This window comes from Sporosarcina sp. E16_3, from assembly GCF_017347125.1.
Classification (GTDB): domain Bacteria; phylum Bacillota; class Bacilli; order Bacillales_A; family Planococcaceae; genus Sporosarcina.
This window is the reverse complement of sequence record NZ_JADPRX010000020.1, coordinates 1-23825: the sequence shown is the minus strand read 5'-3', so window position 1 is coordinate 23825 and position 23825 is coordinate 1. Positions and strand designations below refer to the sequence as shown.

28 protein-coding genes are annotated in these 23825 nt (G+C 41.5%); 6 read left to right on the top strand and 22 right to left on the bottom strand.

Going from position 1 to position 23825, the window contains the following annotated elements:
* Positions 1–8: 8 nt before the first annotated feature.
* Together I2483_RS12465 and I2483_RS12460 are read right to left on the bottom strand one after the other, a co-directional pair.
* Positions 9–1445, bottom strand: coding sequence for a DUF2642 domain-containing protein (locus tag I2483_RS12465; RefSeq protein WP_207277473.1), 1437 nt, complete (start codon positions 1443–1445; stop codon positions 9–11).
* Between the two features lie 82 nt (positions 1446–1527).
* Positions 1528–2022 carry a hypothetical protein gene (locus I2483_RS12460; protein ID WP_207277472.1) on the bottom strand — a complete coding sequence of 165 codons (495 nt, stop codon included), beginning with the start codon at positions 2020–2022 and terminating at the stop codon, positions 1528–1530.
* A 377-nt stretch (positions 2023–2399) separates the two neighbouring features.
* Between I2483_RS12460 and I2483_RS12455 the strand changes: the two genes are divergently transcribed.
* The 3 genes from I2483_RS12455 to I2483_RS12445 all read left to right on the top strand — a co-directional run bounded on the left by I2483_RS12455 (position 2400) and on the right by I2483_RS12445 (position 4327).
* Positions 2400–2669 carry a hypothetical protein gene (locus I2483_RS12455; protein ID WP_207277471.1) on the top strand — a complete coding sequence of 90 codons (270 nt, stop codon included), beginning with the start codon at positions 2400–2402 and terminating at the stop codon, positions 2667–2669.
* A 119-nt stretch (positions 2670–2788) separates the two neighbouring features.
* A complete protein-coding gene (locus I2483_RS12450; RefSeq protein ID WP_207277470.1) occupies positions 2789–3874 on the top strand; it encodes a CotH kinase family protein in 1086 nt (361 codons plus the stop codon).
* Positions 3875–3946: 72 nt separating this feature from the next.
* Entirely contained in the window at positions 3947–4327 is a 381-nt protein-coding gene (locus I2483_RS12445; protein ID WP_207277469.1) for an SET domain-containing protein-lysine N-methyltransferase, read from the top strand.
* A 378-nt stretch (positions 4328–4705) separates the two neighbouring features.
* Here the strand turns inward: I2483_RS12445 and spoIIP are convergent, their stop codons facing one another.
* Together spoIIP and gpr are read right to left on the bottom strand one after the other, a co-directional pair.
* The gene (gene spoIIP, locus I2483_RS12440) at positions 4706–5530 is read right to left on the bottom strand and encodes a stage II sporulation protein P (protein ID WP_207277468.1); all 825 of its coding nucleotides are present in this window, start codon (positions 5528–5530) and stop codon (positions 4706–4708) included.
* 43 nt (positions 5531–5573) lie between these two features.
* Positions 5574–6617 (bottom strand): GPR endopeptidase, encoded by a 1044-nt coding sequence (gene gpr / locus I2483_RS12435; protein WP_207277467.1) that lies wholly within the window; start codon positions 6615–6617, stop codon positions 5574–5576.
* Positions 6618–6967: 350 nt separating this feature from the next.
* Here gpr and rpsT point away from each other — a divergent pair, with 350 nt between their 5' ends.
* The gene (gene rpsT / locus I2483_RS12430) at positions 6968–7219 is read left to right on the top strand and encodes a 30S ribosomal protein S20 (protein ID WP_186668685.1); all 252 of its coding nucleotides are present in this window, start codon (positions 6968–6970) and stop codon (positions 7217–7219) included.
* Between the two features lie 45 nt (positions 7220–7264).
* On the opposite strand, the gene holA is transcribed toward rpsT, so the two are convergent.
* Positions 7265–8281 carry a DNA polymerase III subunit delta gene (holA, locus tag I2483_RS12425; protein WP_207277466.1) on the bottom strand — a complete coding sequence of 339 codons (1017 nt, stop codon included), beginning with the start codon at positions 8279–8281 and terminating at the stop codon, positions 7265–7267.
* 163 nt (positions 8282–8444) lie between these two features.
* On the opposite strand from holA, the gene I2483_RS12420 reads away from it, so the two are divergent.
* Positions 8445–8579 (top strand): YqzM family protein, encoded by a 135-nt coding sequence (locus I2483_RS12420; protein WP_207277465.1) that lies wholly within the window; start codon positions 8445–8447, stop codon positions 8577–8579.
* Between the two features lie 54 nt (positions 8580–8633).
* Here I2483_RS12420 and I2483_RS12415 read toward each other — a convergent pair whose 3' ends face one another.
* The 11 genes from I2483_RS12415 to I2483_RS12365 form a co-directional block, all read right to left on the bottom strand.
* Positions 8634–10925, bottom strand: coding sequence for a DNA internalization-related competence protein ComEC/Rec2 (locus tag I2483_RS12415; protein ID WP_207277464.1), 2292 nt, complete (start codon positions 10923–10925; stop codon positions 8634–8636).
* Positions 10922–11485, bottom strand: a complete 564-nt coding sequence (locus I2483_RS12410; RefSeq protein ID WP_207277463.1) for a ComE operon protein 2 — start codon at positions 11483–11485, stop codon at positions 10922–10924. Before I2483_RS12410 ends, I2483_RS12415 begins: the two co-directional genes overlap by 4 nt.
* Positions 11486–11705: 220 nt before the next feature.
* Positions 11706–12377 (bottom strand): helix-hairpin-helix domain-containing protein, encoded by a 672-nt coding sequence (locus I2483_RS12405; RefSeq protein ID WP_218624952.1) that lies wholly within the window; start codon positions 12375–12377, stop codon positions 11706–11708.
* Between the two features lie 46 nt (positions 12378–12423).
* Positions 12424–13164, bottom strand: a complete 741-nt coding sequence (locus I2483_RS12400; RefSeq protein ID WP_207277462.1) for a class I SAM-dependent DNA methyltransferase — start codon at positions 13162–13164, stop codon at positions 12424–12426.
* Entirely contained in the window at positions 13161–13508 is a 348-nt protein-coding gene (rsfS, locus tag I2483_RS12395; RefSeq protein ID WP_186668673.1) for a ribosome silencing factor, read from the bottom strand. Before rsfS ends, I2483_RS12400 begins: the two co-directional genes overlap by 4 nt.
* Positions 13509–13526: 18 nt before the next feature.
* On the bottom strand, positions 13527–14081 hold the full coding sequence (yqeK, locus tag I2483_RS12390; protein WP_207277461.1) for a bis(5'-nucleosyl)-tetraphosphatase (symmetrical) YqeK: 555 nt from the start codon (positions 14079–14081) through the stop codon (positions 13527–13529).
* On the bottom strand, positions 14071–14640 hold the full coding sequence (locus I2483_RS12385; RefSeq protein WP_186668669.1) for a nicotinate-nucleotide adenylyltransferase: 570 nt from the start codon (positions 14638–14640) through the stop codon (positions 14071–14073). The genes yqeK and I2483_RS12385 overlap by 11 nt, the downstream gene beginning before the upstream one ends.
* Before the next feature lie 15 nt (positions 14641–14655).
* Entirely contained in the window at positions 14656–14946 is a 291-nt protein-coding gene (yhbY, locus tag I2483_RS12380) for a ribosome assembly RNA-binding protein YhbY (RefSeq protein WP_186668667.1), read from the bottom strand.
* Between the two features lie 6 nt (positions 14947–14952).
* Positions 14953–15780 carry a shikimate dehydrogenase gene (aroE, locus tag I2483_RS12375; protein WP_207277460.1) on the bottom strand — a complete coding sequence of 276 codons (828 nt, stop codon included), beginning with the start codon at positions 15778–15780 and terminating at the stop codon, positions 14953–14955.
* 173 nt (positions 15781–15953) lie between these two features.
* Positions 15954–17054 (bottom strand): ribosome biogenesis GTPase YqeH, encoded by a 1101-nt coding sequence (gene yqeH, locus I2483_RS12370; RefSeq protein ID WP_186668663.1) that lies wholly within the window; start codon positions 17052–17054, stop codon positions 15954–15956.
* A gap of 2 nt (positions 17055–17056) precedes the next feature.
* On the bottom strand, positions 17057–17575 hold the full coding sequence (locus tag I2483_RS12365; RefSeq protein ID WP_186669560.1) for a YqeG family HAD IIIA-type phosphatase: 519 nt from the start codon (positions 17573–17575) through the stop codon (positions 17057–17059).
* Positions 17576–17912: 337 nt separating this feature from the next.
* Here I2483_RS12365 and sigK point away from each other — a divergent pair, with 337 nt between their 5' ends.
* Positions 17913–18620, top strand: a complete 708-nt coding sequence (sigK, locus tag I2483_RS12360; RefSeq protein WP_186668661.1) for an RNA polymerase sporulation sigma factor SigK — start codon at positions 17913–17915, stop codon at positions 18618–18620.
* 355 nt (positions 18621–18975) lie between these two features.
* Here sigK and mtnN read toward each other — a convergent pair whose 3' ends face one another.
* From mtnN to mltG, 6 genes are all read right to left on the bottom strand, one after another.
* Complete coding sequence (gene mtnN, locus I2483_RS12355) at positions 18976–19668, bottom strand: 5'-methylthioadenosine/S-adenosylhomocysteine nucleosidase (protein WP_207277459.1); 693 nt, start codon at positions 19666–19668, stop codon at positions 18976–18978.
* 33 nt (positions 19669–19701) lie between these two features.
* On the bottom strand, positions 19702–20484 hold the full coding sequence (locus I2483_RS12350) for a YrrS family protein (protein ID WP_255550424.1): 783 nt from the start codon (positions 20482–20484) through the stop codon (positions 19702–19704).
* Between the two features lie 63 nt (positions 20485–20547).
* Positions 20548–21024: a transcription elongation factor GreA gene (gene greA / locus I2483_RS12345; RefSeq protein WP_186668657.1), complete on the bottom strand. Its 477-nt coding sequence runs from the start codon at positions 21022–21024 to the stop codon at positions 20548–20550.
* Positions 21025–21129: 105 nt separating this feature from the next.
* The gene (gene udk, locus I2483_RS12340; RefSeq protein ID WP_207277458.1) at positions 21130–21768 is read right to left on the bottom strand and encodes a uridine kinase; all 639 of its coding nucleotides are present in this window, start codon (positions 21766–21768) and stop codon (positions 21130–21132) included.
* Positions 21769–21830: 62 nt separating this feature from the next.
* Positions 21831–22466, bottom strand: a complete 636-nt coding sequence (locus tag I2483_RS12335) for an O-methyltransferase (protein WP_207277457.1) — start codon at positions 22464–22466, stop codon at positions 21831–21833.
* 25 nt (positions 22467–22491) lie between these two features.
* On the bottom strand, positions 22492–23616 hold the full coding sequence (mltG, locus tag I2483_RS12330) for an endolytic transglycosylase MltG (RefSeq protein WP_207277456.1): 1125 nt from the start codon (positions 23614–23616) through the stop codon (positions 22492–22494).
* Positions 23617–23825: the final 209 nt, after the last annotated feature.

Below are 23825 nucleotides of genomic sequence, written 5' to 3'. Positions count from 1 at the left end.
TAGCGTTGTCAGTTTCTAAATTCACGGTACATTTTTGCTGCATGCTTCATTAAAGCAAGATACTGCTCTTCTTCCGTTAGATTTATTTGTCTTTCAGTTATAGAATAACAATTTGTTTCCGCATGCTTCATAAGAGCAAAGTATTGTTTTTCTAACATTTCTTTTTCCTTTTTGGGGTTAATATAAATTACAGGTATTTGGTAGATAGTCGTTTCAGAAATGTCAGGTTTTTCTTCCAAAATTGCAAAGTTCTCAGTTGGAAACTGATCATGTAAAGGGTGGATCAATGAATTAATACGGTCAAAAGATAGTTCCGTTTTTATGGCATTTTCAGTTTTATCTGGTGGTTCATTTTCAACGACGAAATTGTTTTGCTTTCCCATTGCCTGTTGTTCATTATTCATGGTACTCCATGCGGTTAGTAGCAATCTTTTTTTTCTACGTTTTATTTTGGATTCTGTAAAGAATAATTGCTCTTCCATACTTACTTCATTAGTTGAATCTAATAGACCTGGATGATCCTCTTCCGGTGAATACTCGTTAGCCACTTCCACTAATTCATGTTCAACCAACTTTGATGGAATGGTAACTTCTATTGATACAGTCTGTGATGAAACTTCGGGGTATTCTTTCGTAACTGTTTCAAATTCAGTTCCTTTCATTGCTGATTCATCTATAACTGTGAAGTCATTCTGCCCCTTTGATTCATCATCTATGTGAGTAATGAAACCTTGAATAGCTGTTTTTTGAATGATGTCTTCACGTAGCCCATTATCTACATCCCTATTCAATATGTTATGTTTAAGCAACTTTACTATTTCGGTATACATTTCCACTTTAGTCTTCGGATGAAATTCCAGCTGTTCACTAGTAACAGTTTCATCTTCCGACCACTCTCTTGCGGATAGCTCCAAAATAGGGACTTCTATAGTTGTTTTTTGTATACGTTCACTGATCACCTGATCTTCATTTTGACAATTTTGGATTTCTAGTTGTTGCTGTGAATTTAATAAAATAATCTGTTCTTCGGATAGATTGCTATTAATATTGGCTATACAGGATTTTGGGATATAGAGTAATTCCGCATTATTTATTAAAGTAACATGATCATCGTATATTCTGCTTAACACCCCGAAAAACGCCTGGTCACTCAAACCATTGATAGACACCCAGTTATATCTCAACGCTTTCAATACATCCACTAAATAGTTTTTGTCGATATAATACACGATTTCTGCCGGAACACAAAAATTTTTAGCATTATTTGAAACAACCTGAATATGTTGCAGTGCGAAATAAAAAATATTTTGATTCACATCAACAACAATGTGGTCTTGTTTAACATCTAACAAAACCCCTCTAATAAATTGATTGTCACTAAGAAACAAACCAATTTCCATATTTATAAGGTCGCTTAGTGCTAGTTGAAGTTTTCGCTCATGCAATATTATGGCCCTCCTTAATAGAATAGCGTCGCTTCCAGCTAACAGAAGCGACGAATGCATCAAATAGTAATTTACTTTCTTTTTATGCGTCTTTTTGTTTATTGTTTTCTTTTGTTTTTCCTTGATTACTTTCGCCGGCTTTTTTTACTTTATCAATTTTGACTCCGTAGCTTATGTTGCGGATATGAAACAGGGAAACACGGATAATTTCTTCATTTGCAACAATTGTTACAAAATCATCAGTAACGATGTCCATTATTCCTTCTAGTGTTTCTGGTCCACCGCGATTAATCTTCACCCACCGAAGTGTTAATTTTCCCAAAACACCTTTAAAATCTTTAGCTTGAATGTACGTAAAGTTTTTTGGAATATCAACGTCGAGTTCCACCTGATCTTTCGCATTATAAGTTAGGCTTTTGATGTGCTGTGTATTGTAATAAATAATTCCTTCCTCTGCGTTCAGCAACGTAATATAATCCTCTTCTGCTGCCAGTAACTTACCAACACGGGATTCAGGTCCTCCTCTATCTACCTTTATTACCCTATCAACTAATGAATGGATCATTTCCGTATTCATAAAATTCCAACCCCCTTTTATAGTGTCCTGCTATCTATATGTGTCATGGGTTGACATAGTGATGGTCAAAAGCCCAATTTAGAATAGTGGGTCAAGTACAAAACTCTTTACCTTTAAAATCGGGGATACAAACATATAGAAGAAAGTACAAAAAACCACCTAAGTTCCTGCAGAATCAGACTTAGCTTTCGATTTTCAAGTTGATAAATGTAAAATAAGCGAACCCCCTTAGTATCAAGAGCGTCCGCTTAGTTTCTTATGTATTGGGTTGATCATAATAAAACGGTGGACTTTATGCTGTATTAGTTAGGCTGCCGACACAGTAAAGAATGTTTTGAATACAATGGATTAGACTCAAATTAAAAGGTGGGATTTTTATGCCAAAGGGGAAAAAAGCTAGAACTCGTCGTTCAACGACGGGCACTTCAACAACAGGTACCGCTAACACCGGTACTGCTAACACCGGTACTGCTAACACTGGTACTGGTACTGGCACTCGTACCGGCACTGGCACTCGTACTGGCACTGGTACTGGTACTGGTACTGGTACTGGCACTCGTACCGGCACTGGCACTCGTACTGGCACTGGTACCGCTAACACTGGCGCACCGAAAGGTCCACGTAAAGGACGTCGCAGCCGAAAATAACGTAATTGCTTCCGCTAAATCAATTATTCATTGATAAGGCGGAAGCATTTATCATTATCAAGCCATAATTAGTGAATTTCTTTATTAACGGATTGAATAATAGAAAGGAAAGAGAATTTATGTCCTATCTAATTCCATCTTATCTGTTAAAAATCGAAGACAATAATTTAGAGGATTTACGGGATGATTTATGGAACAACGACCCTGTTCCCGCATATTTGAATACGGAAGGCATTTCCTACGATATCGATATCGCCTATCGGGGATCTTATACACGGAAATTTCGTAAAAGATCTTATCGAATTGATTTCATCGATCCGAAAATGTTCGCGGGTGCTCGCGAAATTCACCTAAACGCAGAATACAAGGACCCCTCTTTGATCCGTAATAAACTCTCTTTTGACTTCCTTCATGACATTGGTGTTTTATCACCAAAGAGTCAACATATAAATTTAAACCGTAATGGCTCTCATAAAGGTATCTATTTACAATTAGAATCCGTTGATGAATATTTCTTGAAAAATAGAGGCCTTCCCGTAGGTCCTATTTATTATGCAGTCAACAATAACGCAAACTTTTCTTTGCTAAATAACGATAAGATGAAAAAATCTCTTCTTTTGGGCTATCAACGAGCGTTTGGAGAACCGTCAGACGACGACATCGTAATTGAGTTGATAAATAAAATTAACATGGTACCTCTTGCTGATTTCCCAAGTGAAATTTCTCGATATATTGATATTGATAAGTTCTTGCGCTGGCTCGCTGGAGCTGTTTGTTCAATGAATAATGATGGATTCACTCATAATTATGCGCTGTACCGTAATAGTGAAACAGGTCTGTTTGAAATCATCCCTTGGGATTATGATGGTACTTGGGGTCGGAAAGTCGACGGAGGAGCCATGCACTATGAATACGTCCCTATTGATGGAAAGAAGAACAACCATCTATGCTATCTTCTTATGCGTGTCCCAGAATTCCGTAAACTTTATAAAAACATCTTGACGGAAATTTTGGAAACCAAATTTACAGTAGACTATATGGAAAATAAAATAGTTACCTTGCACGAAGCCTTACGACCACATATTCTTCTCGATCCTTATAAACAAAGCGCCATTGATCTATTCGATAGTGAACCGGATTTCATTTATCAATTCATCCGCGACCGCAATAACTACTTGAAGACGCAGCTAATCAATTTTAACTAACGGAGTCTATGGTTTTTCTACCTTGTTTTAAATCAATACATTAATCAAGAATGGTAGAAAGGAGACACTACAGTGTTACCAATCTGTTTAAAAGATACTGGGAAATACGGTAGAGGACTATATGCTACACGGGCTATTAAAACAGGTGAACTTATTGAGGTTTCGCCTGTTTTGATTTCATGTAAAAATGAATGGAAGTATTTGAAGAAGACAATACTCTTTAATTATTGCTTCACCTGGGGTGACGACTATGAACATACAGCAATTGCTCTTGGGTATGGTTCGCTTTATAACCATTCCTATACGCCAAATGCAATGTTCACCTATAATATAGACAATCTATCAATCGACTTTTATGCAATCGCTGACATTGAGGATGGTCAGGAAATCACTATCAATTATAATGAGGATTCCGAAGATAAATCACCATTATGGTTCGATGTTATAGAGTAATAAATTGGGGGTTACACGTCTGAACAAATCGTGTAACCCTCAATTTATTTTGAAGTCGAGTCCACGTGATTTATTCAATCTTCATTACATTTACTGAGCCACCAAAAAAAGCCCTTGATGACTTACATCACACAAACGCCCCAACTTGCAGAAGACAAGTTTTCATAATGTCTGACTTCATGAGTAAATTTAGATTACAAAGGCAATGGGGCAAATACAGATTCTCTTTCGCCTGTCACAATGAGGCTCAGATGAAAAATAAAAAACCTCTAATGCTACATAATGCATAAAAAATAGGACTTTCAACCTTTTGGTGCTCTATGGTTTAAAATTTAAATTCGTTTTTAATTAGAATTAGTGAATTGAACTGCGCATACTTCAATATTCGGCGCGATTTGAATTTTCAATGACAGTTGCAGCCGCCTTTGCTAAGACAGCAATTGTTCGATTTAGTTGATCTTCAGTGTTCCCGATTCCTCCAAGCTCCACGACAAGAAGAGACGGATCAAGGTCCTGATTGTACTTCCCATCAACGTTTGCTCCATGCTTCATGACTAGATTTCGTGTAATTCCAGGCACAAGCAGTTCCATTTCATTTTTCAGTAGAACTGCATTTGCTCGATTACGCTCAAAATTTGAGTGTTCCATGCCTATAACAAATGCTACTTTCGCATATTGTTCATCATTGAACGCAATAGTTGTTATATCCGGGCCAGCGGAATCCCTATGAAGATCGATTATCAAATCATACTTTTTTTCCTGCATCTTTTTCTTGACATGTGGTCTAATCGCATTATAGGCACCGGTATGGGGCACTTCTACAGCTAACATATCCGTTTCAATTCCATTGAATTGCAATTGCGTTTTCAATTTCTCGCCAAACTTTGTAATGTTTTCAGTCTGGTGGGATACAGTGACTTTACCTTCTCTCGCTTGTGTCACCGGCTTAAAGGCTTCGTGGAAATGGGTAAAATAGAGTAGCGCTTTCCCTTCGGTCACTGATGCTGGCTCTAGTGCTGGTTCTATTATTGTCTCTGGCACTATTTCCTCTTCCAAAATATTCGCGGCGTATACCATGTAAGTAGACTCTTTCACGAGATTAGAAGATTTCGCCGACTGTCCCTTTGGAAATGTTGTTATAAGCATTGGAAACAGGAAGAGAAATAAGATAAGTGTGCCCCATATTTGCAGTGTTTTTTTCAAATGGCATCCCTCCGTGTTCCAACTATATGCGTTGGAACACGAGTTAATGCCTGTTTTTTATAGTCGAGATCCAGTTCGTCAATGAATCGGCAAGTGTTTCCGCATAAAGAGCAACCCACGAATCAATCTCTTTCGGAGAAACGAATGTGCGTAATTCATGGTTCGTCAACACTTCTTCAAACAACTGGATACGATCTTCGTGTGGCCACGTCGCCCAATCGCCAAAAATTGGTAGCAGGTTGGCTCGGTCAGCATCTTTATTTTCAGTATGCAGCCATGGAGTGACGGAAAGGCGCGATGAAGGGCTGTCCTTCTCCTCAATTTTCGAAGCAATATAACCAAACATTGAATTGATGGCATCCGCTATAAGTACAGGACCGTCAACTACAGTCGGAATTCCGATTGCGATTACAGGTATTCCAAGTACCTCTTTCGATATTTCTTTTCGGCTATTGCCTACGCCTGAGCCTGGATGGATACCTGTATCCGTCAACTGTATCGTTCGGCATAACCTGGAGCTATCTCTTGCCGCAAGTGCATCGATGACGATAAGTAGGTCTGGTTTTATTTCAGTAACAAGAGCTTTTACAAAGTCTGCTGTTTCCAAACCCGTCTGAATTGTCACACCGGGCGCATAGACGAATACTTTGCTACCCTCTTCGGAATAATAGCCAGGCACAATATCTCGCAACCTGTCCATCGTCAGCGGGCCGACAGCATCGGGGGTGATGTCACGATTGCCAAGACCTATCAAAAGAATCTTTCCCGTTTTGAGCGTTGTGATATCCACAAGGATCTCATCCAGTTTTTCAATTAACACACGCGCCATATCTGCAAGCCCTTCCCTATCATCCGCTGTTAGTGCTGGGACAGTCAGCGTAATATAGGTTCCTTGCTTCTTACCGATTTTTTCCTCACCTTGCGCATCGACTTTTACAGAAGTCACGATGACCCGACCTAATCTTTTTTCACCAAACAAAACCCCATCCGATTCTTGTAACCTGTTTTTTTCATTTGCCGTTCGGTGACGGACCATTTCTTCACTCTCATCTAGAAGATCCGTTCGATAAAAATCATACTTCTCCATACAATCACCTCACCTTTAAGTTTGTGCGATGTGACTAGGAAATATTCTTTGTTCTTTGATTAATTATCCAGTATTCAGCGGCTATATGTTCAGAGGCCGGCAGAACGCCAGGAAATTAGGCCACCACTCCTTAAATTTTCTAGTTGCCAGGGAATTTATAAATCTCTTGACTTGTGGATATTTTCTAACATGGGGATTTCACGTCTAATACTTGGCGGCGCTGAACAGGTGCTTGCGCTTTTGTTCTTGCAATCTGGCGCTTGATTTGATAAAATAATGCTTGTTGTGAAAGTGATATCCTAAACTTCGTGGAAACACTCTTGCCTTACCTGAAATTGGAGGTGAATGAAATGCCAAACATTAAATCTGCAATCAAACGCGTAAAACAAAGCGCTGCTGCGAACGAGCAAAACTCGAATACAAAGCATGCGATGCGTACTGCTGTACGTAAAGCTGAAACTGCTCTTGACGCTAAAGACGAAAACGCTACTGGCCTACTAAGAGATGCGATCAAAAAAATGGATACAGCTGCACGTAAAGGCCTTATCCATAAAAACACTGCATCACGTCAAAAAGCACGTCTTACTAAAAAAGCACTTTAATTTTTAATCTAAGAAAGGCCGCCCGATTATCGGACGGCCTTTTTTTTATTTCCTTAATGGCTCCATAAAGAACAACTCCAGAATTCGTTCCCTTTTTCCACTTGATGATTTCAATTTATAGTCAATGGCCGCGAGTTTACTTAAAATCAATAGTAAACGCTCAGAACTAGGCAAACTTCTATTCTCCATCATCAATTTCACCCGGTATGGATGGACGCTTAACGTTTTTGCAATTTGATGTTGCTGGTATCCTTTTTTATGAAGTAAACCCACATGCACCATGAGCCTTACCTGACTAGCAATTAATGAGGTCAACATGATTGGTTCTTCACCGTTACGTAATAAGTCATGGTAAATGGCTACAGTGTTCGACACTTTTCCAGAAACGTAAGCATCCGTTAATCGGAAGACATCCATTTCTGGTGTCCGTGGTACGAGCGACTCAATCACATCTGCCGTGATGTCCCCAAGACCATTCAAATATGTAGCCATTTTCCCAATTTCAGATGACAAAGTAAGCAAGTCATCCCCAGCCATTTTCACGAGAAACTCTGCGTCAGCGGATCCAATTCGTGACCCATTTGCCCCCGCTTCCTGCTGAATCCATGTGAACAGATCCTTCCCTTGCAGTCGTTTTGATTCAATGACAGTCGCATGTTCTTTAATTATTTTGGTAATCCGTTTTCGTGCATCCAATTTTTCATAAGGTGCTATAAATACAACCGTTGCTGTCGGTGACGGATTTGCCAGCCATGCTTCCAACATCTCCAAATTATGTGTCACTTTTTCCCGGGTTTTATCCGACGCTTTTAAAAATGATGCGTTTCCAGCTATGATCAATTTACGGTCTTCGAGGAATGGTAGTGTATCTGCCTCTTCAATGACCACCTCTACAGGAGTCTCGTCCAAGTCAAACCGAATGACTGATGCAGCATCAATATCAGGTAATGCTTTTTTCAGCCGGGTAATTGTGGTGTCGAATTGATGTTGTTCGAGACCAGTCAATAAGTAGACCGGATCGATTTCCCCTGCGGCTATTTTCTTCCATATTGCATTCGCCACATTATCCACCTCTTTCGATTTAGTACATTCCAATTATACAGTATAGTAAAACGACTGTATGAACAAATTGTGTCAGTTACAGCCGGACATGTTTAAAAAGTTGATTGCTATGGATTTTTGCTACGGAATCATCTATACTATAATGGAATCAGGAGGTGTAGCAATGAATGAGTTTGAACACGATGTACAGTCCAAACGTAATGATTTAATCGATTCAGGAATCGGCTTTATAGTCGCTTTCGTAGCATTCTCAGCTATTTTTGTTGTTGCTACAATAATCGACGTAGTCGCTGGCTAATATGTTTTTAAAAAACGGACAATACATCCTATCCAGGGTGTTGTGTCCGTTTTTTTACTTTTTCATGCTTGAGACTTCAAATTGATCTTTTTTAACAGTTACAGTAATCGATCCAAATTCGGCCGTTGACATCGTCGGTAACCCCTTTTTTACAAACGTTTCAACTACCTCTGGATGAGGATGTCCGTATCTGCTGTTCCTGCCTGCCGAAAAGATGGTTAGCTCCGGTCGAAGCGCATCTACGAACGGCTCCGTACTCGATGTCCTGCTGCCATGATGCCCCGCCTTCAAAATGACGGGACCAAAATCAGAATTCCCATAGTCGCGAAGAAATTGAGCTTCTCCCTCTTTTTCCATATCTCCTGTCAATAAAAACGAAGGCCCCGATGTTTTCATGAATAAGACAAGTGAACTTGCATTCCCATCATATTCTCCTTCTTTAGGTGCCACATAATAAAAAGCCGAATTTCCTTTTGTCCATGAGACTCCTTCTTTCATCGACAACATCGGAATGCGTTTGTCCCCTACAAACTGAATGATCTCTATCATCGCTACTTCCAATTCACTTCCTGGTGAAATATGAATTTCAGCAACTTTTATCTCTTCTAAAACCTCATCTACTCCTTCCATATGATCTGCATCTGCGTGAGAAATAATCAATTTGTCAATTGTTGTGATACCACGGCCTTTCAGATAAGGTACAACGATCTTCCTACCGACTTCAAACTGTTTTAAAGGTGTTTTCCAATTCGGCTCCCCGAATGTAATTGTGCCGCCTGTGTCAATCACATATACCGCTTGTCGAAAAGGTAATTCGATAACAATACTGTCCCCTTGTCCGACATCTAGAAACGTTACTCTTAACGAGCTGTCCATATACGGTATGAAATGAATGACGAGTGCAGGAACGAGTACAATTGGCAACGATTTTAATACATTGCCACCTTCCTCACAGCGAATGAAAAACAACAAGACTCCCGCTACAGCAAGAGAAGCCCAAAGCGCATCGGGTTTTCCAGGTGTCCATAGTTGATAGGGTAAAGATGAAATCCAACTGGTTACATCCCCTACGATCCCCCTGAAAGGCTCATATACCATGAATAATAGACCAGCTACCTTCGGCAACACTGATGTCATTATCAGTAAAACAATGTTTGCGGGTAAAATGATGAGCGAATACAGTGGAACATAAACAAGATTAACAACAAATGATGAAATAGACAGTTCATGAAAATGAACGAGTAAGACTGGATACAAAGATAGTTGGCTGATTGATGTGACGAGAAACGAAACTCCAATGGCAGTCTTTGCTTTAGCTAAAATACCTGAAGAGTAGATGAGTGAACAGGCTGCTAGATAAGACAGCTGAAACCCTGGCTGAAATACAACAAATGGTTGATAAAGGATAAAACAAGCCGCACTTATCGCAAGTGCATCATCCAGTCTCACCTTTACCCTTCCTGACGACGCAAGAAGAACGAGTATAGTCACGGATACCGCACGCCAGACAGAAGGTGCCCCTCCAGCCATAACCGCATACAGAGGCAACAGGGCCATAAGAAGTGTATCGATTGTTTCTTTCCTGATAGTTGCCCTGAGCAGCAATTCCCGTAACATGAATGTCAGCAGTCCGACATGCAACCCTGAAATTGCAAAGAGATGCGTAATGCCGAGGGTGCGATAATTTGCTGCTAATTCTTCGTCCATCCCGCTCCGGTCGCCAATAAGCAATGCTTCTGCTTCCACTTTTAACGTTTCAGGGAATGTGGCTTCGATATGATTTTTCACTTTCCGTCTCTGTTCAGATAATCGTGTCAAGATGCCAGATTTTTTATCTGCCTGAATAATTGTGTCGGATTCAAATATTGCCGATGCTCCGTACATTCTCATGTATTTCAGCATGTCGAAAGAATAATCATGTGAAGGTATATCCGGTTCACGAAATGAACCTGACATCGTAAATGTCACGGACGGGATATTCATCTCAAGAAAACGAGTTTTTTCTTGTTCACTGCTGATTGTATAGATGGCGTAAACCATTTCATCGGTAGAGGTTTTCGCAAACCCCTTCATCTTGCCGCCGTCAATTTTTACATTATCGGTCCAAGTGAGGCTAAGGGTTGCATCGCCGGTTTCTTTAATTATGGGAATCGTCGCTGAAATATAGAAAAAAGAGAAGAGAGCGGTCGCAACCGCGAGGATAGGTGTGAGGAAATCTTCTTTTCTGCTCAAGAAGATGGGAAGAAGAAACAGATTACAGAGTAGGAGATAAACCGGACCGTATGCAGCAAATGCTGATACGGCGACCGGAATTGCTAGATACATGAAACGAACACGTAAAATCATTTGTCGAATAAGCTATCCACCCTTTGTTTGTAAGGGGCGAGTTCTTCATTTCCAGCGCCTAATGCCTGCATTTTTAGCAGCATTTCATTGAAAAGCTCTAACTTACCCTCACTGGAAAAGTCAACTTTCTTTTCATCAAATGGAATATGCAGAACGGAAACATCCGACTGCGCAAAAAGCTTTAATGCATATTCGTCGTTTTTATAATCTGTTGCGTAGATGACATGCTTAATGCCTGCTTGAATAATTGCTTTTGAACATTGCAGACATGGGAAGTGCGTCACATACAGCGTTGATCCTGCAACAGGTATGCCATACTTCGAACATTGCAGCAATGCGTTCATTTCCGCGTGGATAGTCCTCACACAGTGGTTCCCGACAACATAGCAACCGTGGTCGATACAGTGGTCTCCCCCTGATATGGAACCATTATAGCCGCCTGCAATGATTCGGTTATCCCTGACAATCGATGCACCGACGGAAAGTCTTGTACATGTACTTCGAACTGCTAATAGATGGCACTGGGCCATGAAAAACTGGTCCCACGTTATTCGCTCCATTGTGAATGCCTCCAATATTTATTTCGTTTATATATGTCAAAAATAAAGAACCCCAATGAATTCGCTGCGGCGCTCGGGGATGCCTCTCGCCATAAGCCAGACAGCTTCGCCGTCAGACTTATGGCTTCGGCTACCCTTGTTAAGGCGCCTTCGCTTAGTTTATATAGGTATTCACTTTTTCAACATATTTAGCACATTCTCATCCTAGATTGTACTTCAATCAATTCACTGTAATCTTAGGCTCTAGTTTTTCGAATGTTTTCTCGCCAATCCCAGACACTTCCATCAATGATTCAGGCGATTTGAAAGAACCTTTATCCGTCCGGTATTGAACAATTGCAGCCGCTTTTGACGGGCCTATACCAGGGATTGTCATCAATTCTGTTTCATCCGCGGTGTTAATATTGACTTTTCCGTCATCTTGAGGCGTACTTGTCCCACTTACTGGGGTGAAGGAAATAGCTAGCACTTCTTCTCCATCGACCGGTACATAGACTACAAATTCATCTGCCAGTTTCATAGCATGGTTCAGCATTCTGGAATCAGCGTTTGGCAAATAGCCTCCTGCTGCGTTAATAGCATCAATCAGGCGGTCTCCATCTTGCATCGCATAGACACCAGGGTGCCTAACAGCACCTTTCACATCGACAACGATGGGAGCTGGAACAATTTGAACGCTATTTACAATTTCTTCTTCAATCTTTTCTTCAATTAATTCAGGGAATGGGTTTTGGTCGCTCATGACAAACGTATCATCGTCAGCCTGTCCTTTGGGGAAGAACAGAAAAGCGGATATGACAGCGATCGCTGCAATTGGGGTTATAATCTTACGCCATTTACCGGATACAAACGAAAGAAACAGTACAGTCACCCTTTCTTCGGCGGCATCCATATGGAGTTCATTCTACTATAAATGAATGCCTACCAATTGAAAAGGTTTATTTTCGTACTTGGAAAAATATTCGTTCACTTTCTTCGTGTGGCGCTTCATCTTCCCAATCTGCAAAAATCCGTTCAATCGAAAAACCTGTGTCCATAAGCATATCTGCGTAGTCACTTACTGGAAACGTTCGTTGCGTATGAACCTCATCAAAACGCCTATACAAACCACTTTCGCCCTTAACGAAAAAGGCCAGTTCAGAATAAACGGAGTGTTGTTCTTCGCCTTCTTCCGTTATCCACATGTATGTTATTCGACCATTATCAAACGTAAAAGGACCTTCCATGAAAATGACATCCGTTTTAAAAGTTGAATGGACATCAAAGATCAATTTTCCACCAACCGCAAGGGCCGAATGGATTTGACGAAATGTCGACAGAACATCTTCACGATTCGGTAAATAGTTTAATGAATCAATGGCGATGACAGCGACATCATAGTCCGCAAACCCCTCAAGCTGTTGCATAGGTTGTTCGATAAATTGCACAGGCAAAGAAAGCGACTGTGCACGCTCTTCTGCCACCGCTAACATGTCGGCAGAAAGATCGATTCCAGTCACTTGTGCTCCTTGCTTAGCAAGTTTCATGGATAATAGGCCCGTTCCACATCCGATATCTAGTACACGTTTACCGTCAATCCCCCCTGCCGCTACATCAATAATATCAATGTATGCGTCATAGGGAATGTCGGTCATTAGTTCATCGTAGACAGAAGCGAATTCGGAATAAGCCTGATTCATCTCTCTTCAGCCATGTCCAACATTGGTGCGTCTCCCCAAAGCTTTTCAAGGTTATAGTAACCACGTTCGTCTTTGTGGAATACGTGAACAACAACATCGCCTAGATCGACGAGTACCCATCTAGCCATGTCCATTCCTTCTATTCTTTTTGTGTTAAATCCAGCTTCAGAAGCTTTGTCAGCTACTTCTTTTGCAATTGCTTGAACTTGGCGTCCTGAATTCGCATGACAGATAATGAATTGGTCCGCGATAAGCGATACCCCTTCCATATTCAGTACTACGATGTCCTCGCCTTTTTTATCGTCGATTGCTTTATAAGCTGTTTCTAGTAATGTAGTAGTCATAATTTCACTGTTCCCTTCTTATTTAAGGTGCTCATTGTAACAGTCTATCGAATCCGGAAAAACCGGTACTCTTTTATTCACAAGAAATTGCACTGACTGATAAATGCAGGCTTCCATTGCTGTTTCAAGATTTTCTTCAGCTTTTTCTCTTAACTCATCCACTCCTGGAAAGCTGCGTCCAGGTTCAATCATATCAGAAACATAAATCAACTTTTCAAGCGGGGACATAGTTGCCCGACCGGTTGTATGATAGCGGATTGCGTTCAGGATATCCGCGTCGCAAATCCCAAATTCATCACGAGCGATAATTGCCCCAACTGGAGCATGCCACAACTCGTGATGAAATGACAAGAGCCGTGAATCTTCGTTTGCTGTGTTTAAAACGTTATGCAGGTCAGCCTTGTCCATGAATTTCGCAATATCATGGAATAGCGCCGCTTGCCCAGCTTTAATCACTGGAAGTTGGTACTTCTCAGCCAATCTTTTTGCCGTTTCCGTTACCCGTAAAACGTGTTCATAACGCCGTATCGGCATACGTTTAGCGATTTCTATTTTCAGCTGTTCAACTTCCATACAAACCCTCCTTGCGAATAAAAGCTTCCACCGCAGGCGGGATAAGCAATTGGACGGCGCCATTGTCGGAAAAGCGTTGCCGAATCAATGTAGAAGACAACTCAATTTGTGGGATATCCACCATAATAATTGGAAAATCTGTTGTTCCGATAGTCCCTGGACGTCCAACACCTACGAAATTGACAAGCGTGACAAGTTCTTCAATACGGTGCCATTTAGGCAACAAATCAATCATATCACCGCCGATGATAAAGTAAAACTCACTTTGCGGTTCAATCTCTATCAATTGTTTCATCGTATCAAACGTATAGGAAACACCGCCGCGTTCCACTTCAAAAGCGGATACGGTCAAGCCATCAATAGCCTGAACAGCAAGTTCCACCATCTGCAATCGCTGTTCAGCAGTCGCATCACCAGGTGCAGTTTTATGCGGTGGAACCGCTGTCGGCATTAACCGAACTTCATCAAGACCGAGAGATTGCTTTACTTCATTCGCAACAATCAGATGTCCGATATGAGGCGGGTTGAATGTACCGCCAAGAATGCCAATCTTTTTCATATGGTGCTTACCTCCTTATGGAAGTTCGATCCGTTTTTTCTCAACTGATTCTTTATATAAAACAATGATTTTGCCGATAACTTGAACGACTTCAATTCCAACTTGTTCTTCAAGTTTCGCCGCAATTTCATTTTTGTCTTGGTCACAGTTTTGTAGAATTGTTACTTTAATAATTTCTTTTGCTTCAAGCGCTTCTTCAATCTGCGTGATAACCGATTCTGTCAATCCGCTTTTACCAATATGGACAAGTGGTTGTAGACGATTTGATTCGCCACGAAGAAAGCTTTTTTGTTTATTAGTTAACATAGTAATTTATCCTCCAAGAGTTGTCGTTATTTTGTCAATCATAAATCCTGTTTCAGGGCGTACTTCTGTCCAAGTCTCGAACGCAAGCGCTCCTTGATGGACGAACATGCCGACCCCGTTCAATGTGTGCGCTCCCCTTTTACGGGATTCTGAAAGGAATTCCGTTTCAAGGGGATTGTAGATAATATCAGCCACAACAGTTCCTTCAGAAACATTTCCCGGATTTAAAGGCATTCCTAGTTGCGAAAAGTTCATACCGACCGATGTCGTCTGGACGATCAAGCCGAATTCAGATAGAGATAATTCTGCATCCGATACCGATAATACCGCCGAATTGGAAAGGTCATCTGCTAGTTGTATGGCTTTTTCAAGTGTACGGTTCGTGAAAAAGATAGGGCCATATCCCGCGGACTGAAGTGCAAAGGAGATACCGCGTGCAGCACCGCCCGCTCCGATAACGAGAACTTTTTTATCCTTACACTTCTCACCATAGGCTTCTTCCAACGAACGGACAAATCCCTTACCGTCTGTATTGGAGCCAACGAGCGTGCCGTCCCCGAGTACATGGACAGTATTCACTGCGTTCATTTGTCGCGCGGAAGCATCCAACTGATTAAGAAACGGGATGATAGCACTTTTATGCGGAACTGTAACGTTCCACCCTGAACAGCCCAAATTCTTCAAGCCCTCTACCGCTTCCCGCAGTCTGTCTGCTGTTACATGTATGGGAATATAGCATGCGTCAATACTTTCTTCATCAAACCAAGCTTCGTGCATACCCGGAGACATTGATTGTTTGATTGGATCTCCGATAACTGCATACCACTTTTTCATAATGAGTCCCTCCTTAGATAAGGGTTCAAAAAGGAGGATGAAAAGAGCCGAGGAGTACTAGGAAGCGCAGCAACGAGCAGCGCAGCGTATGCACTCAATACACGTGAGCAGCGGAGTAGCAAGCTGACAACGTAATCTGAAGACTTATTTTCACCGGACTTTTTGAACTTCCTCTAGATTAATGAAGGGCGTAGTACAACATCGACCCCACGAGGTGCATGAATTGCGACGACTACATTAGGATGCTGAATCGTGATCCAACCTAGCCCCGAAATAACAATGTCCGTTTTCGCTTTTTTAATCGAAAATTCATGACGCACAAATGGCGGTAGCGTTTCAAGCGATTCACCAGATGGCGGTGATAGCATCCCGCCAAGGTGTTCTTTGTACAAATGATCCGCATTGGAAAGCTTTGTCCGGTGAATCGATAATTCATTCGAAACATGAATTGTAAACGACGAACGGGCACCAGAAATAAAATCAAAACGCGCAAGACCAGCGATGTATAGTGTCTGTTCAGCGTTCAGCTGGAATACTGACGGTTTCAACTCTTTTTTAGGTGTGATTGCTTTCAAATCATTTGCATTTAAATGATGTGCTATCTGATGGTGATTAATAATCCCCGGTGTATCATAGATAGCTTTTCCATCCTCAAATGGAATTTCAACAAGATCTAAAGTTGTTCCTGGGAAATGGGAAGTCGTAATTACTTCTCCGATACCAGTCGCTCCTTTAATGATGCGATTGATGAACGTTGATTTCCCAACGTTTGTGCAGCCGACTACGTACACGTCTTTCCCACGGCGATGTTTATCAATCGCTGTGAGTGCTTCTTCCATCCCTTTTCCTTTATGAGCAGAAACAAGCAAAACATCAACAGGTTTCAAGCCAAGTTTAGCCGCTTCAGCTTTCATCCAGTTGATAAGACGGTTCGGGTTAATTGATTTCGGTAAAATATCTGCTTTATTACCGATTAATAAAATATCTTTAGCACCAACGAAGCGATGCAGACCGTTTATCCAGCTACCATTGAAATCGAAAATATCGACGATTTTAACGACCAACCCGTCTTTTTGACCAATTCCATTTAAAATAGCAAGGAAATCATCGCCGGATAATGATACGGGTTGTAATTCATTATAATTGCGCAGTCGGAAACAACGCTTGCAAATAACGTCCTCTTTTTCTAAAGAAGCTGGCGGCGTAAAGCCTTCCAATTTCGGGTCTTCAGTCTGGATTGTTATTCCACAACCGATACATTTAATTTCTTCCAAGCTTATTCCTCCCACTTAATCAAGCCACGGCGTTTCAATCCCGCCATGATCCTTCTTTCAATCTTCCTGTTGAACTTCGTGATGGCGGCGTCTGACGTCGCAACTGGCACTACGAGTATCGTGTGTAGTCCTTTTCTGTTACCGCCAAGTATATCGGTCAGTAACTGGTCACCGATGACGACGACTTCCTCTTTTTTGACGTTCATAGAGCTAAGTGCCTTTTGGAATGATTTCCGCATTGGCTTGCGTGCATCATTTATAAATGGAATGCCGAGAGGTTCGCAAAAGGCTTTGACACGCATTTCATTGTTGTTCGAAACGATGGTAACCTGTATGCCAGCATCTTGCATTGATGTTATCCATTCAATGATTTCAGGTGTTGCATCAGGCCTGTCCCACGCGACTAGCGTATTGTCCAGGTCCGTGATTACCCCTTTGATTCCCTTATTTTTTAGTGCTTCAGGTTGAATATGAAAAATGTCTTTCACATACTCATCCGGCAAAAAATACTTATACACGATATCCACTCCGATATAGTACTTAATCTGAAACAATTATAACATAATAACGTAACTTACATGCATTTATAAGAAAAGCGGAGGGCGCCCGCTAGACGCGACAGGCATAAGTCGATCCGGCGACGTGGCGCTCTTTGCCACATAGCTGGATTGCTTATGACCCGAGCGGCTGGCGCCCGGAGTCTAGACAGCGACTCGATTAGAGAAACGCAAGTTACATTCATCTCACTTAAGTTGGCCAAAACAAGGACATCCTTTATCGCCTGTCCGACTAAAAAAACGGTGATACGGCAAGACCCGACCGCATATGCTGTCATACAACGACACAGGAGGTGGCCCGATGAGCGGGTTTGTCATGGCGATTGTCCAGCTATGGCTCGAAATTCCTGCAGTGATTGGCTATATTAGAGGGCAGGCTTTCCAGCGCCCTCTATCCAAAGAGGAAGAAGCAGCTTGCCTGCAACGTCTTGCAGAAGGTGACGAGGATGCTCGGGATGAATTGATTGAGCGTAATATGCGGCTCGTCGCCCACATCGTAAAAAAATTCCACCCAAAACACGAACTACTTGATGATTATATCTCAATTGGAACAATTGGACTTATGAAAGCGGTGAACAGTTTCACCCCGGATCGCAAAACGAAACTGGCCACGTACGCCGCCCGCTGTATTGAAAATGAAATACTCATGTATTTACGAACACAGAAAAAGGTACAAAAAGACGTCTCCCTCTTCGATCCAATCGGCATGGATAAAGATGGTCAATCCTTACAAATTGCTGATTTGCTTCAGACTGATGATGACTCCCCGGTAGATGCCGTCGAAGAGAAAGAAAGAAAAGAAAGGCTGTACAGACACCTTGGAAAGCTTGATGGCCGGGAACTTGAAATCATTCAAAGACGATATGGCCTGTTAGATGACCTGCCTATGACGCAAAAAGAAATTGCCGAGCAGCTCGACATTTCGAGAAGCTATGTCTCTCGTATCGAAAAACGCGCAATCGTTAAACTGTATCAGTTATTCAAACATGAATACAATGATTTAAATTAAGGAACAAAAGCGCAAGCACCTGTACAGCCCTGACAAGCAGGAGGGATTCAGTACAATCCCTCCCGGATGGCCTGGAGTCTAGACGTAAAATCTCTACGTTACAACTTATCCAAAGTACGATATTTTATTAATCCCCAAGCAATAAAGAAAAGGCGTTTCCACGCGGGAGTGATCCCAGCATAGGAAACGCCTCTTCTTATACAGCTCAGTCCGCGCTAACTTCACGGGAGATGACGACTGCAATGATTGTTGATGCGATAAATACGCCTGCCATTAAAAATAACATAGTAAAATCCCTCCTCGAAAAAAGAATATCTGCAAGATCTATTCGTATACCTATCTTACCACGAAATGCTTAAAGTTTCGAGATGACTTTTAAAACAATATCTGTAGAATGACGTGCGGCAACTGGAAGGAACTCTTCGAAACTAATTGATGACTCTTTTCCTGCAATATCTGATAGTGCACGAATGACAACAAACGGGGTACCAAACTGATGACACACTTGAGCGACAGCCGATGCTTCCATATCCGCAGCAATCATCAGTGGGAATGTCTCCTTCACTTTTTTAACATGATCAGCATTGCTCATGAACGTGTCACCCGAAGCGATGAGTCCTGTCGCGTGCGCATGTGCTCCGATTTCTTCGACAGCAGCACGAGCTACCTCCACAAGTCCTAAGTCTGCTGGATACGCTGCAGGTTGTCCTGGAACTTGACCATGCTCGTAGCCGAATGCAGTTACATCGACATCGTGATGACGCACTTCATTGGAAATAACGACCGTGCCGACTTCAAGTGACTCATGGAATCCACCTGCTGAGCCGGTATTGAGAACAACATCAGGCTTGAAATTGCTTAGCAAAAGCGTCGTTGCAATCGCGGCGTTAACTTTACCAATTCCACTTTTCACAAGTACAACGTTGTGCTCACCGATTTTTCCTTCGATGAATTCACACCCCGCAATTGTTATCGCAAGACCTGAATCGATTTCTTCACGTAAAAGTGTTACTTCTTCTTCCATTGCACCGATTATTGCTATCTTCATAGTAATCCCTCCACTACACTGCTTTATGTCAATTTAATACTTAAAGTCCAATGTCGTCAATTTATCCATTTTTACAGGTTTCCAGCCTTCGCCATCCACCCATTCGAGGTAGACACGGTATTTCTGTGAGCTATCCCTTGATGAAACGATTCCAATAGATTTCTGCGGTCCACCACCGTTTTTAATCTTCCAAAAGATCATTGAGTCTTGTGATAGACCGGTTGCATAGGCAAGTGCTTGTTTTTTCTCATTCCAATCAACTGATTTGACATCGTACTGAGACACATGCTCACCCGTTTGTGTCGTACCTATAGGTTTCCATGCCGTGTCAGTTACCGTCTCGGCAATGATTGCGTCGTCTGAAGGAACGGATGTAACCGAACTAGGCTCGTCACTATCGTCTCCAGCAGTTGTTTCATCTGCTTTATCAGTCTCTATCGTGTTCGCTGGTTCAGACGTCTCTTCCTCCGTAGTTGAATTACTATCTTCTATGCCGTTATCCTTATCGTCATCTTTAACGTCTTCTTTAACGTCTTCTGCCACATCGTCATTGACAGGACTACCATTTGCCGTTTCTTCAATACCGCTTGGTTCTTTATCACTCTTGTTGCCAGTGAAAATTGTTACTGTAGCGACAACAATAAGTACGACAACAACCGCAATCATACTATTCAATACTTTATTTCGATTACGGCCTTTTTTCCGTTCAACTCTCGAAAGTTCAGGTTCTCGTTCCGTCATAAGCATATCAACTCCAATTAAGATTTTGACAACTGCCAGTATGTAGTTGACGAGTAGCAACGAAATTTGTTCCATAAAGTTCTTCTGACTTATTAAATATGATAGCCGCCCTCACAATAGAGGGCGGCTATCAGTAAGTCATTTTATATCAAGAATAGTAACTGACATTTCTCCACCCGGTGTAATAATTCTAACTTGATCACCTTTAGAACGACCGATAAGGCCTTTTGCAATTGGTGAATCATTTGAAATAAGACCTTCGATTGGATTCGCTTCTGCAGAACCAACAATCGTGTATGTCTCCTCATCTCCGTCTGGCAGTTCTTTGAATGTGACAGTTGTTCCAAGGCGTACTTCGTCAGTATTTAGTTCGTCTGCAGTGATGATTACCGCATTGCGGATCATCGACTCAATCGATACAATTTTACCTTCAAGGAAACCTTGGTCCTCTTTCGCGGAATCATATTCCGAGTTTTCCGAAAGATCCCCGTGACTACGCGCGATTTTTATGCGCTCGACAACTTCTTTTCGTTTCACCGATTTCAGATAGTCTAGCTCTTCTTCTAACTTTTGTTTACCTGCTGCAGTCATTGGAAATTTCTTTTCTGTAATCATTACAACACCACTCCCTAATATTCCTGTTCATAAAAATACTATGCCACTCCTACAACAGGTATGCGACATAGTGCTAAATCTGTATAGAATTCTGTCATTATCATATTACAATTCTGTTCCAGATTCAAGAATTGTTTTTATTTTTGTAACCATTAGGTCAATTGCGACTTCATTATGGCCGCCTTCTGGAATAATAATATCGGCATACCTCTTCGTTGGTTCGATGAATTGATTGTGCATTGGGCGTACGACGGACAAATATTGCTCGATGACCGATTCAATTGTTCTACCACGTTCATTAATGTCACGCATAATTCGACGAATAATACGCAAATCTCCGTCTGTATCGACAAATAATTTGATATCCATCAGGTCACGTAACCTTTCGTCCTCAAGAACCAAAATCCCTTCTAGGATAATGACATCTTTTGGTTCGATAATAATCGTTTCTTCAGACCGCGTGTGTAATGAATAATTGTACACGGGTTTTTCCACGAGCTTTCGGTCAATAAGCGTTTCAACATGATGAATTAGTAGATCTGTATCGAATGCCAGTGGATGATCATAATTCGTTTTCAAGCGTTCTTCAAATTCCAAGTGAGACTGGTCTTTATAATAATAATCCTGTTCAATAACGACCACAGAATGCTCTTTAAACACATCGTAGATTGAATTGGTAACACTTGTTTTACCCGATCCTGAGCCACCTGCAATACCGATGACGAGAGGTTTTCTAGATTTCATTTCAAACTCCCTTTACGCATCAGAATATCCCTTTACTCTAGGATATCCACATTAATGTCTTCTTATTTTTTTACTGCAATTAATAGCCCGTCTCCAACCGGAAGCAAAGACGTTTCGTACTCCTGATTATTCATAACCCATTCAGTAAATTCTTTCAAGTTGCGTATCATCGTACGGTTTCGCCTTGGGATATCCTTATCTTCGAGCAGCACTATACCATGCATAAACATATTGTCGCAATAAATAACGCCCCCAGTATTGAGGGTAGGCGCATACTTTTCAAAGAATCGTTTATACTGCCCTTTGGCAGCATCAATGAAAAGAGCATCGTAAGTCTTATCAAGAACGTCAGCACTGTCCGTTAACAACGCGTCCGCTTCAATAATAGCAATCCGTTGTTCAAAACCACTCCGCGCGATGTAGTCAACCGCTTTCAAATACCGTTCAGTGTCTCTTTCAATAGTCACAATTGAAGCCTTAGGCAGTGCCCCAGCAATCCGGATTGCCGAATAGCCGATTGCACTGCCGATTTCAAGGATTCGTTCAGGATTTTGAAGTCGTAATAGGCTAATAAATAAATCGATACCGTCATTATCCATGATTGGAACATGATGTTCAACAGCGAACTGTTCCATTTCGACAATGAGCGGATCTTTTTCTTTCACGAAACTTGCAACATATGTCTTATAGTTATCCATTGCGTTCATCTCCAGTTCAAAACCGTCAATCCCCTGACAAATAAAGTGCCTTGTTTTCCAAATGTTGATCATAAGTATCCGTAAAATGATTGACACCTTTTTTATCAGCTAAGAAAAATAGATAGTTCGTTTTAGATGGGTCTATAACTGCTTCAATCGAAGACCTTCCTGCTCCCGCAATCGGTCCAGGTGGCAATCCTTTGACGACATACGTATTATATGGATCCTCTATTTCAAGATCCTTATAGAGCACTCTATCTTTGTGCTCGCCTAGTGCGTAAAGAACTGTTGGATCCGTTTGAAGTGGCATATCTATCTTCATGCGATTGTAAAATACACTGGCAATCGTTTCTCTATCTGATTGCGCCGTCGCCTCTTCTTCAAGCAGTGAAGCGAACGTCAACAACCAATGAACCGATTTTTCATTGCTTTGAAGATAATCAAGATAAGGTGTTACATTAAGCGCAGTCCCTTGAAGCATCGCATCGACTATTGTTTCAATTGATGGTTTTTCTTCAAAAAACGGATAAGTCGCTGGGAATAAATAACCTTCCAACGGATATTTAATGTTTTCTGCTTTAATATCTTCTGTCAGGATTTTTGAATATTTCCCCATCAACATATTGATGGTTGCTTCGTCATTTACATAGACGAGGAATTCTTTTTCAGGAATTCCGGTACTTTTTTCGACAATTTTAGCAATTTGTTTCAATGTCAGTCCTTCTGGAACAGTCATTGTAAAGACAGGTTCTCTATATACTTTTCCTGTTTTTAAACTTTCAATGATTTCATCAAGCGTCATCGATTTCGTTAAGCCATACGTCCCTGCTTGAAACTGAGAATTATTATTGAACTTCACGTAATATTTGAACAGACGAGCATCTTTAACGATTCCTTTTGCTTCAAGTTTCGCTGCAATCGTGTCTACGCCAGACCCGATTTGTATTTCAACTTCAATTACTTCTTCGGAATCCGGGTCGATGGGTTGAAGGGCCCCTGTTATGTATTTATAGACGTAGCGGCCACCAATTAAGCCAATAAGCACTAGAACAAGTACGATTACTAGTACAATCCTTCTAACGATTTTCACTTCTTTCTTCTTTTCACGCATTCGCTCGAACATGATATCTTTTTTCGAACCATTATCCATGCGTAATCCACCTCTTTCGTTCGAAGCATAATAAGAAATGCGCAAGGCGCCTAAAAGGAACGCAGCTTAAGTGCGCCACTTCCTGTGGCAACAGCTGCATGACCTACATCCTGTAGGCCCGCGACGGGCATAAGTCGATCCAGCGACGTGGCGCTCTTTGCCACATAGCTGGATTGCTTATGACCCGAGCGGCTGGCGCCTGGAGTCTA

Bases quoted from the DNA above. Each gene is read 5' to 3' on its own strand.
- I2483_RS12410 (WP_207277463.1), bottom strand. From the start codon at position 11,485: ATGGAGCGAATAACGTGGGACCAGTTTTTCATGGCCCAGTGCCATCTA.
- I2483_RS12385 (WP_186668669.1), bottom strand. From the start codon at position 14,640: ATGAAAAAGATTGGCATTCTTGGCGGTACATTCAACCCGCCTCATATC.
- I2483_RS12455 (WP_207277471.1), top strand. From the start codon at position 2,400: ATGCCAAAGGGGAAAAAAGCTAGAACTCGTCGTTCAACGACGGGCACT.
- I2483_RS12415 (WP_207277464.1), bottom strand. From the start codon at position 10,925: ATGATTTTACGTGTTCGTTTCATGTATCTAGCAATTCCGGTCGCCGTA.
- mltG (WP_207277456.1), bottom strand. From the start codon at position 23,616: ATGGATAATGGTTCGAAAAAAGATATCATGTTCGAGCGAATGCGTGAA.
- I2483_RS12420 (WP_207277465.1), top strand. From the start codon at position 8,445: ATGAATGAGTTTGAACACGATGTACAGTCCAAACGTAATGATTTAATC.
- rpsT (WP_186668685.1), top strand. From the start codon at position 6,968: ATGCCAAACATTAAATCTGCAATCAAACGCGTAAAACAAAGCGCTGCT.
- I2483_RS12335 (WP_207277457.1), bottom strand. From the start codon at position 22,466: ATGGATAACTATAAGACATATGTTGCAAGTTTCGTGAAAGAAAAAGAT.
- udk (WP_207277458.1), bottom strand. From the start codon at position 21,768: ATGAAATCTAGAAAACCTCTCGTCATCGGTATTGCAGGTGGCTCAGGA.
- I2483_RS12460 (WP_207277472.1), bottom strand. From the start codon at position 2,022: ATGAATACGGAAATGATCCATTCATTAGTTGATAGGGTAATAAAGGTA.
- I2483_RS12405 (WP_218624952.1), bottom strand. From the start codon at position 12,377: ATGGATGCCGCCGAAGAAAGGGTGACTGTACTGTTTCTTTCGTTTGTA.
- greA (WP_186668657.1), bottom strand. From the start codon at position 21,024: ATGATTACAGAAAAGAAATTTCCAATGACTGCAGCAGGTAAACAAAAG.
- yhbY (WP_186668667.1), bottom strand. From the start codon at position 14,946: ATGTTAACTAATAAACAAAAAAGCTTTCTTCGTGGCGAATCAAATCGT.
- aroE (WP_207277460.1), bottom strand. From the start codon at position 15,780: ATGAAAAAGTGGTATGCAGTTATCGGAGATCCAATCAAACAATCAATG.
- I2483_RS12400 (WP_207277462.1), bottom strand. From the start codon at position 13,164: ATGAATCAGGCTTATTCCGAATTCGCTTCTGTCTACGATGAACTAATG.
- I2483_RS12350 (WP_255550424.1), bottom strand. From the start codon at position 20,484: ATGGAACAAATTTCGTTGCTACTCGTCAACTACATACTGGCAGTTGTC.
- rsfS (WP_186668673.1), bottom strand. From the start codon at position 13,508: ATGACTACTACATTACTAGAAACAGCTTATAAAGCAATCGACGATAAA.
- sigK (WP_186668661.1), top strand. From the start codon at position 17,913: ATGAGCGGGTTTGTCATGGCGATTGTCCAGCTATGGCTCGAAATTCCT.
- yqeK (WP_207277461.1), bottom strand. From the start codon at position 14,081: ATGGAAGTTGAACAGCTGAAAATAGAAATCGCTAAACGTATGCCGATA.
- gpr (WP_207277467.1), bottom strand. From the start codon at position 6,617: ATGGAGAAGTATGATTTTTATCGAACGGATCTTCTAGATGAGAGTGAA.
- I2483_RS12450 (WP_207277470.1), top strand. From the start codon at position 2,789: ATGTCCTATCTAATTCCATCTTATCTGTTAAAAATCGAAGACAATAAT.
- mtnN (WP_207277459.1), bottom strand. From the start codon at position 19,668: ATGAAGATAGCAATAATCGGTGCAATGGAAGAAGAAGTAACACTTTTA.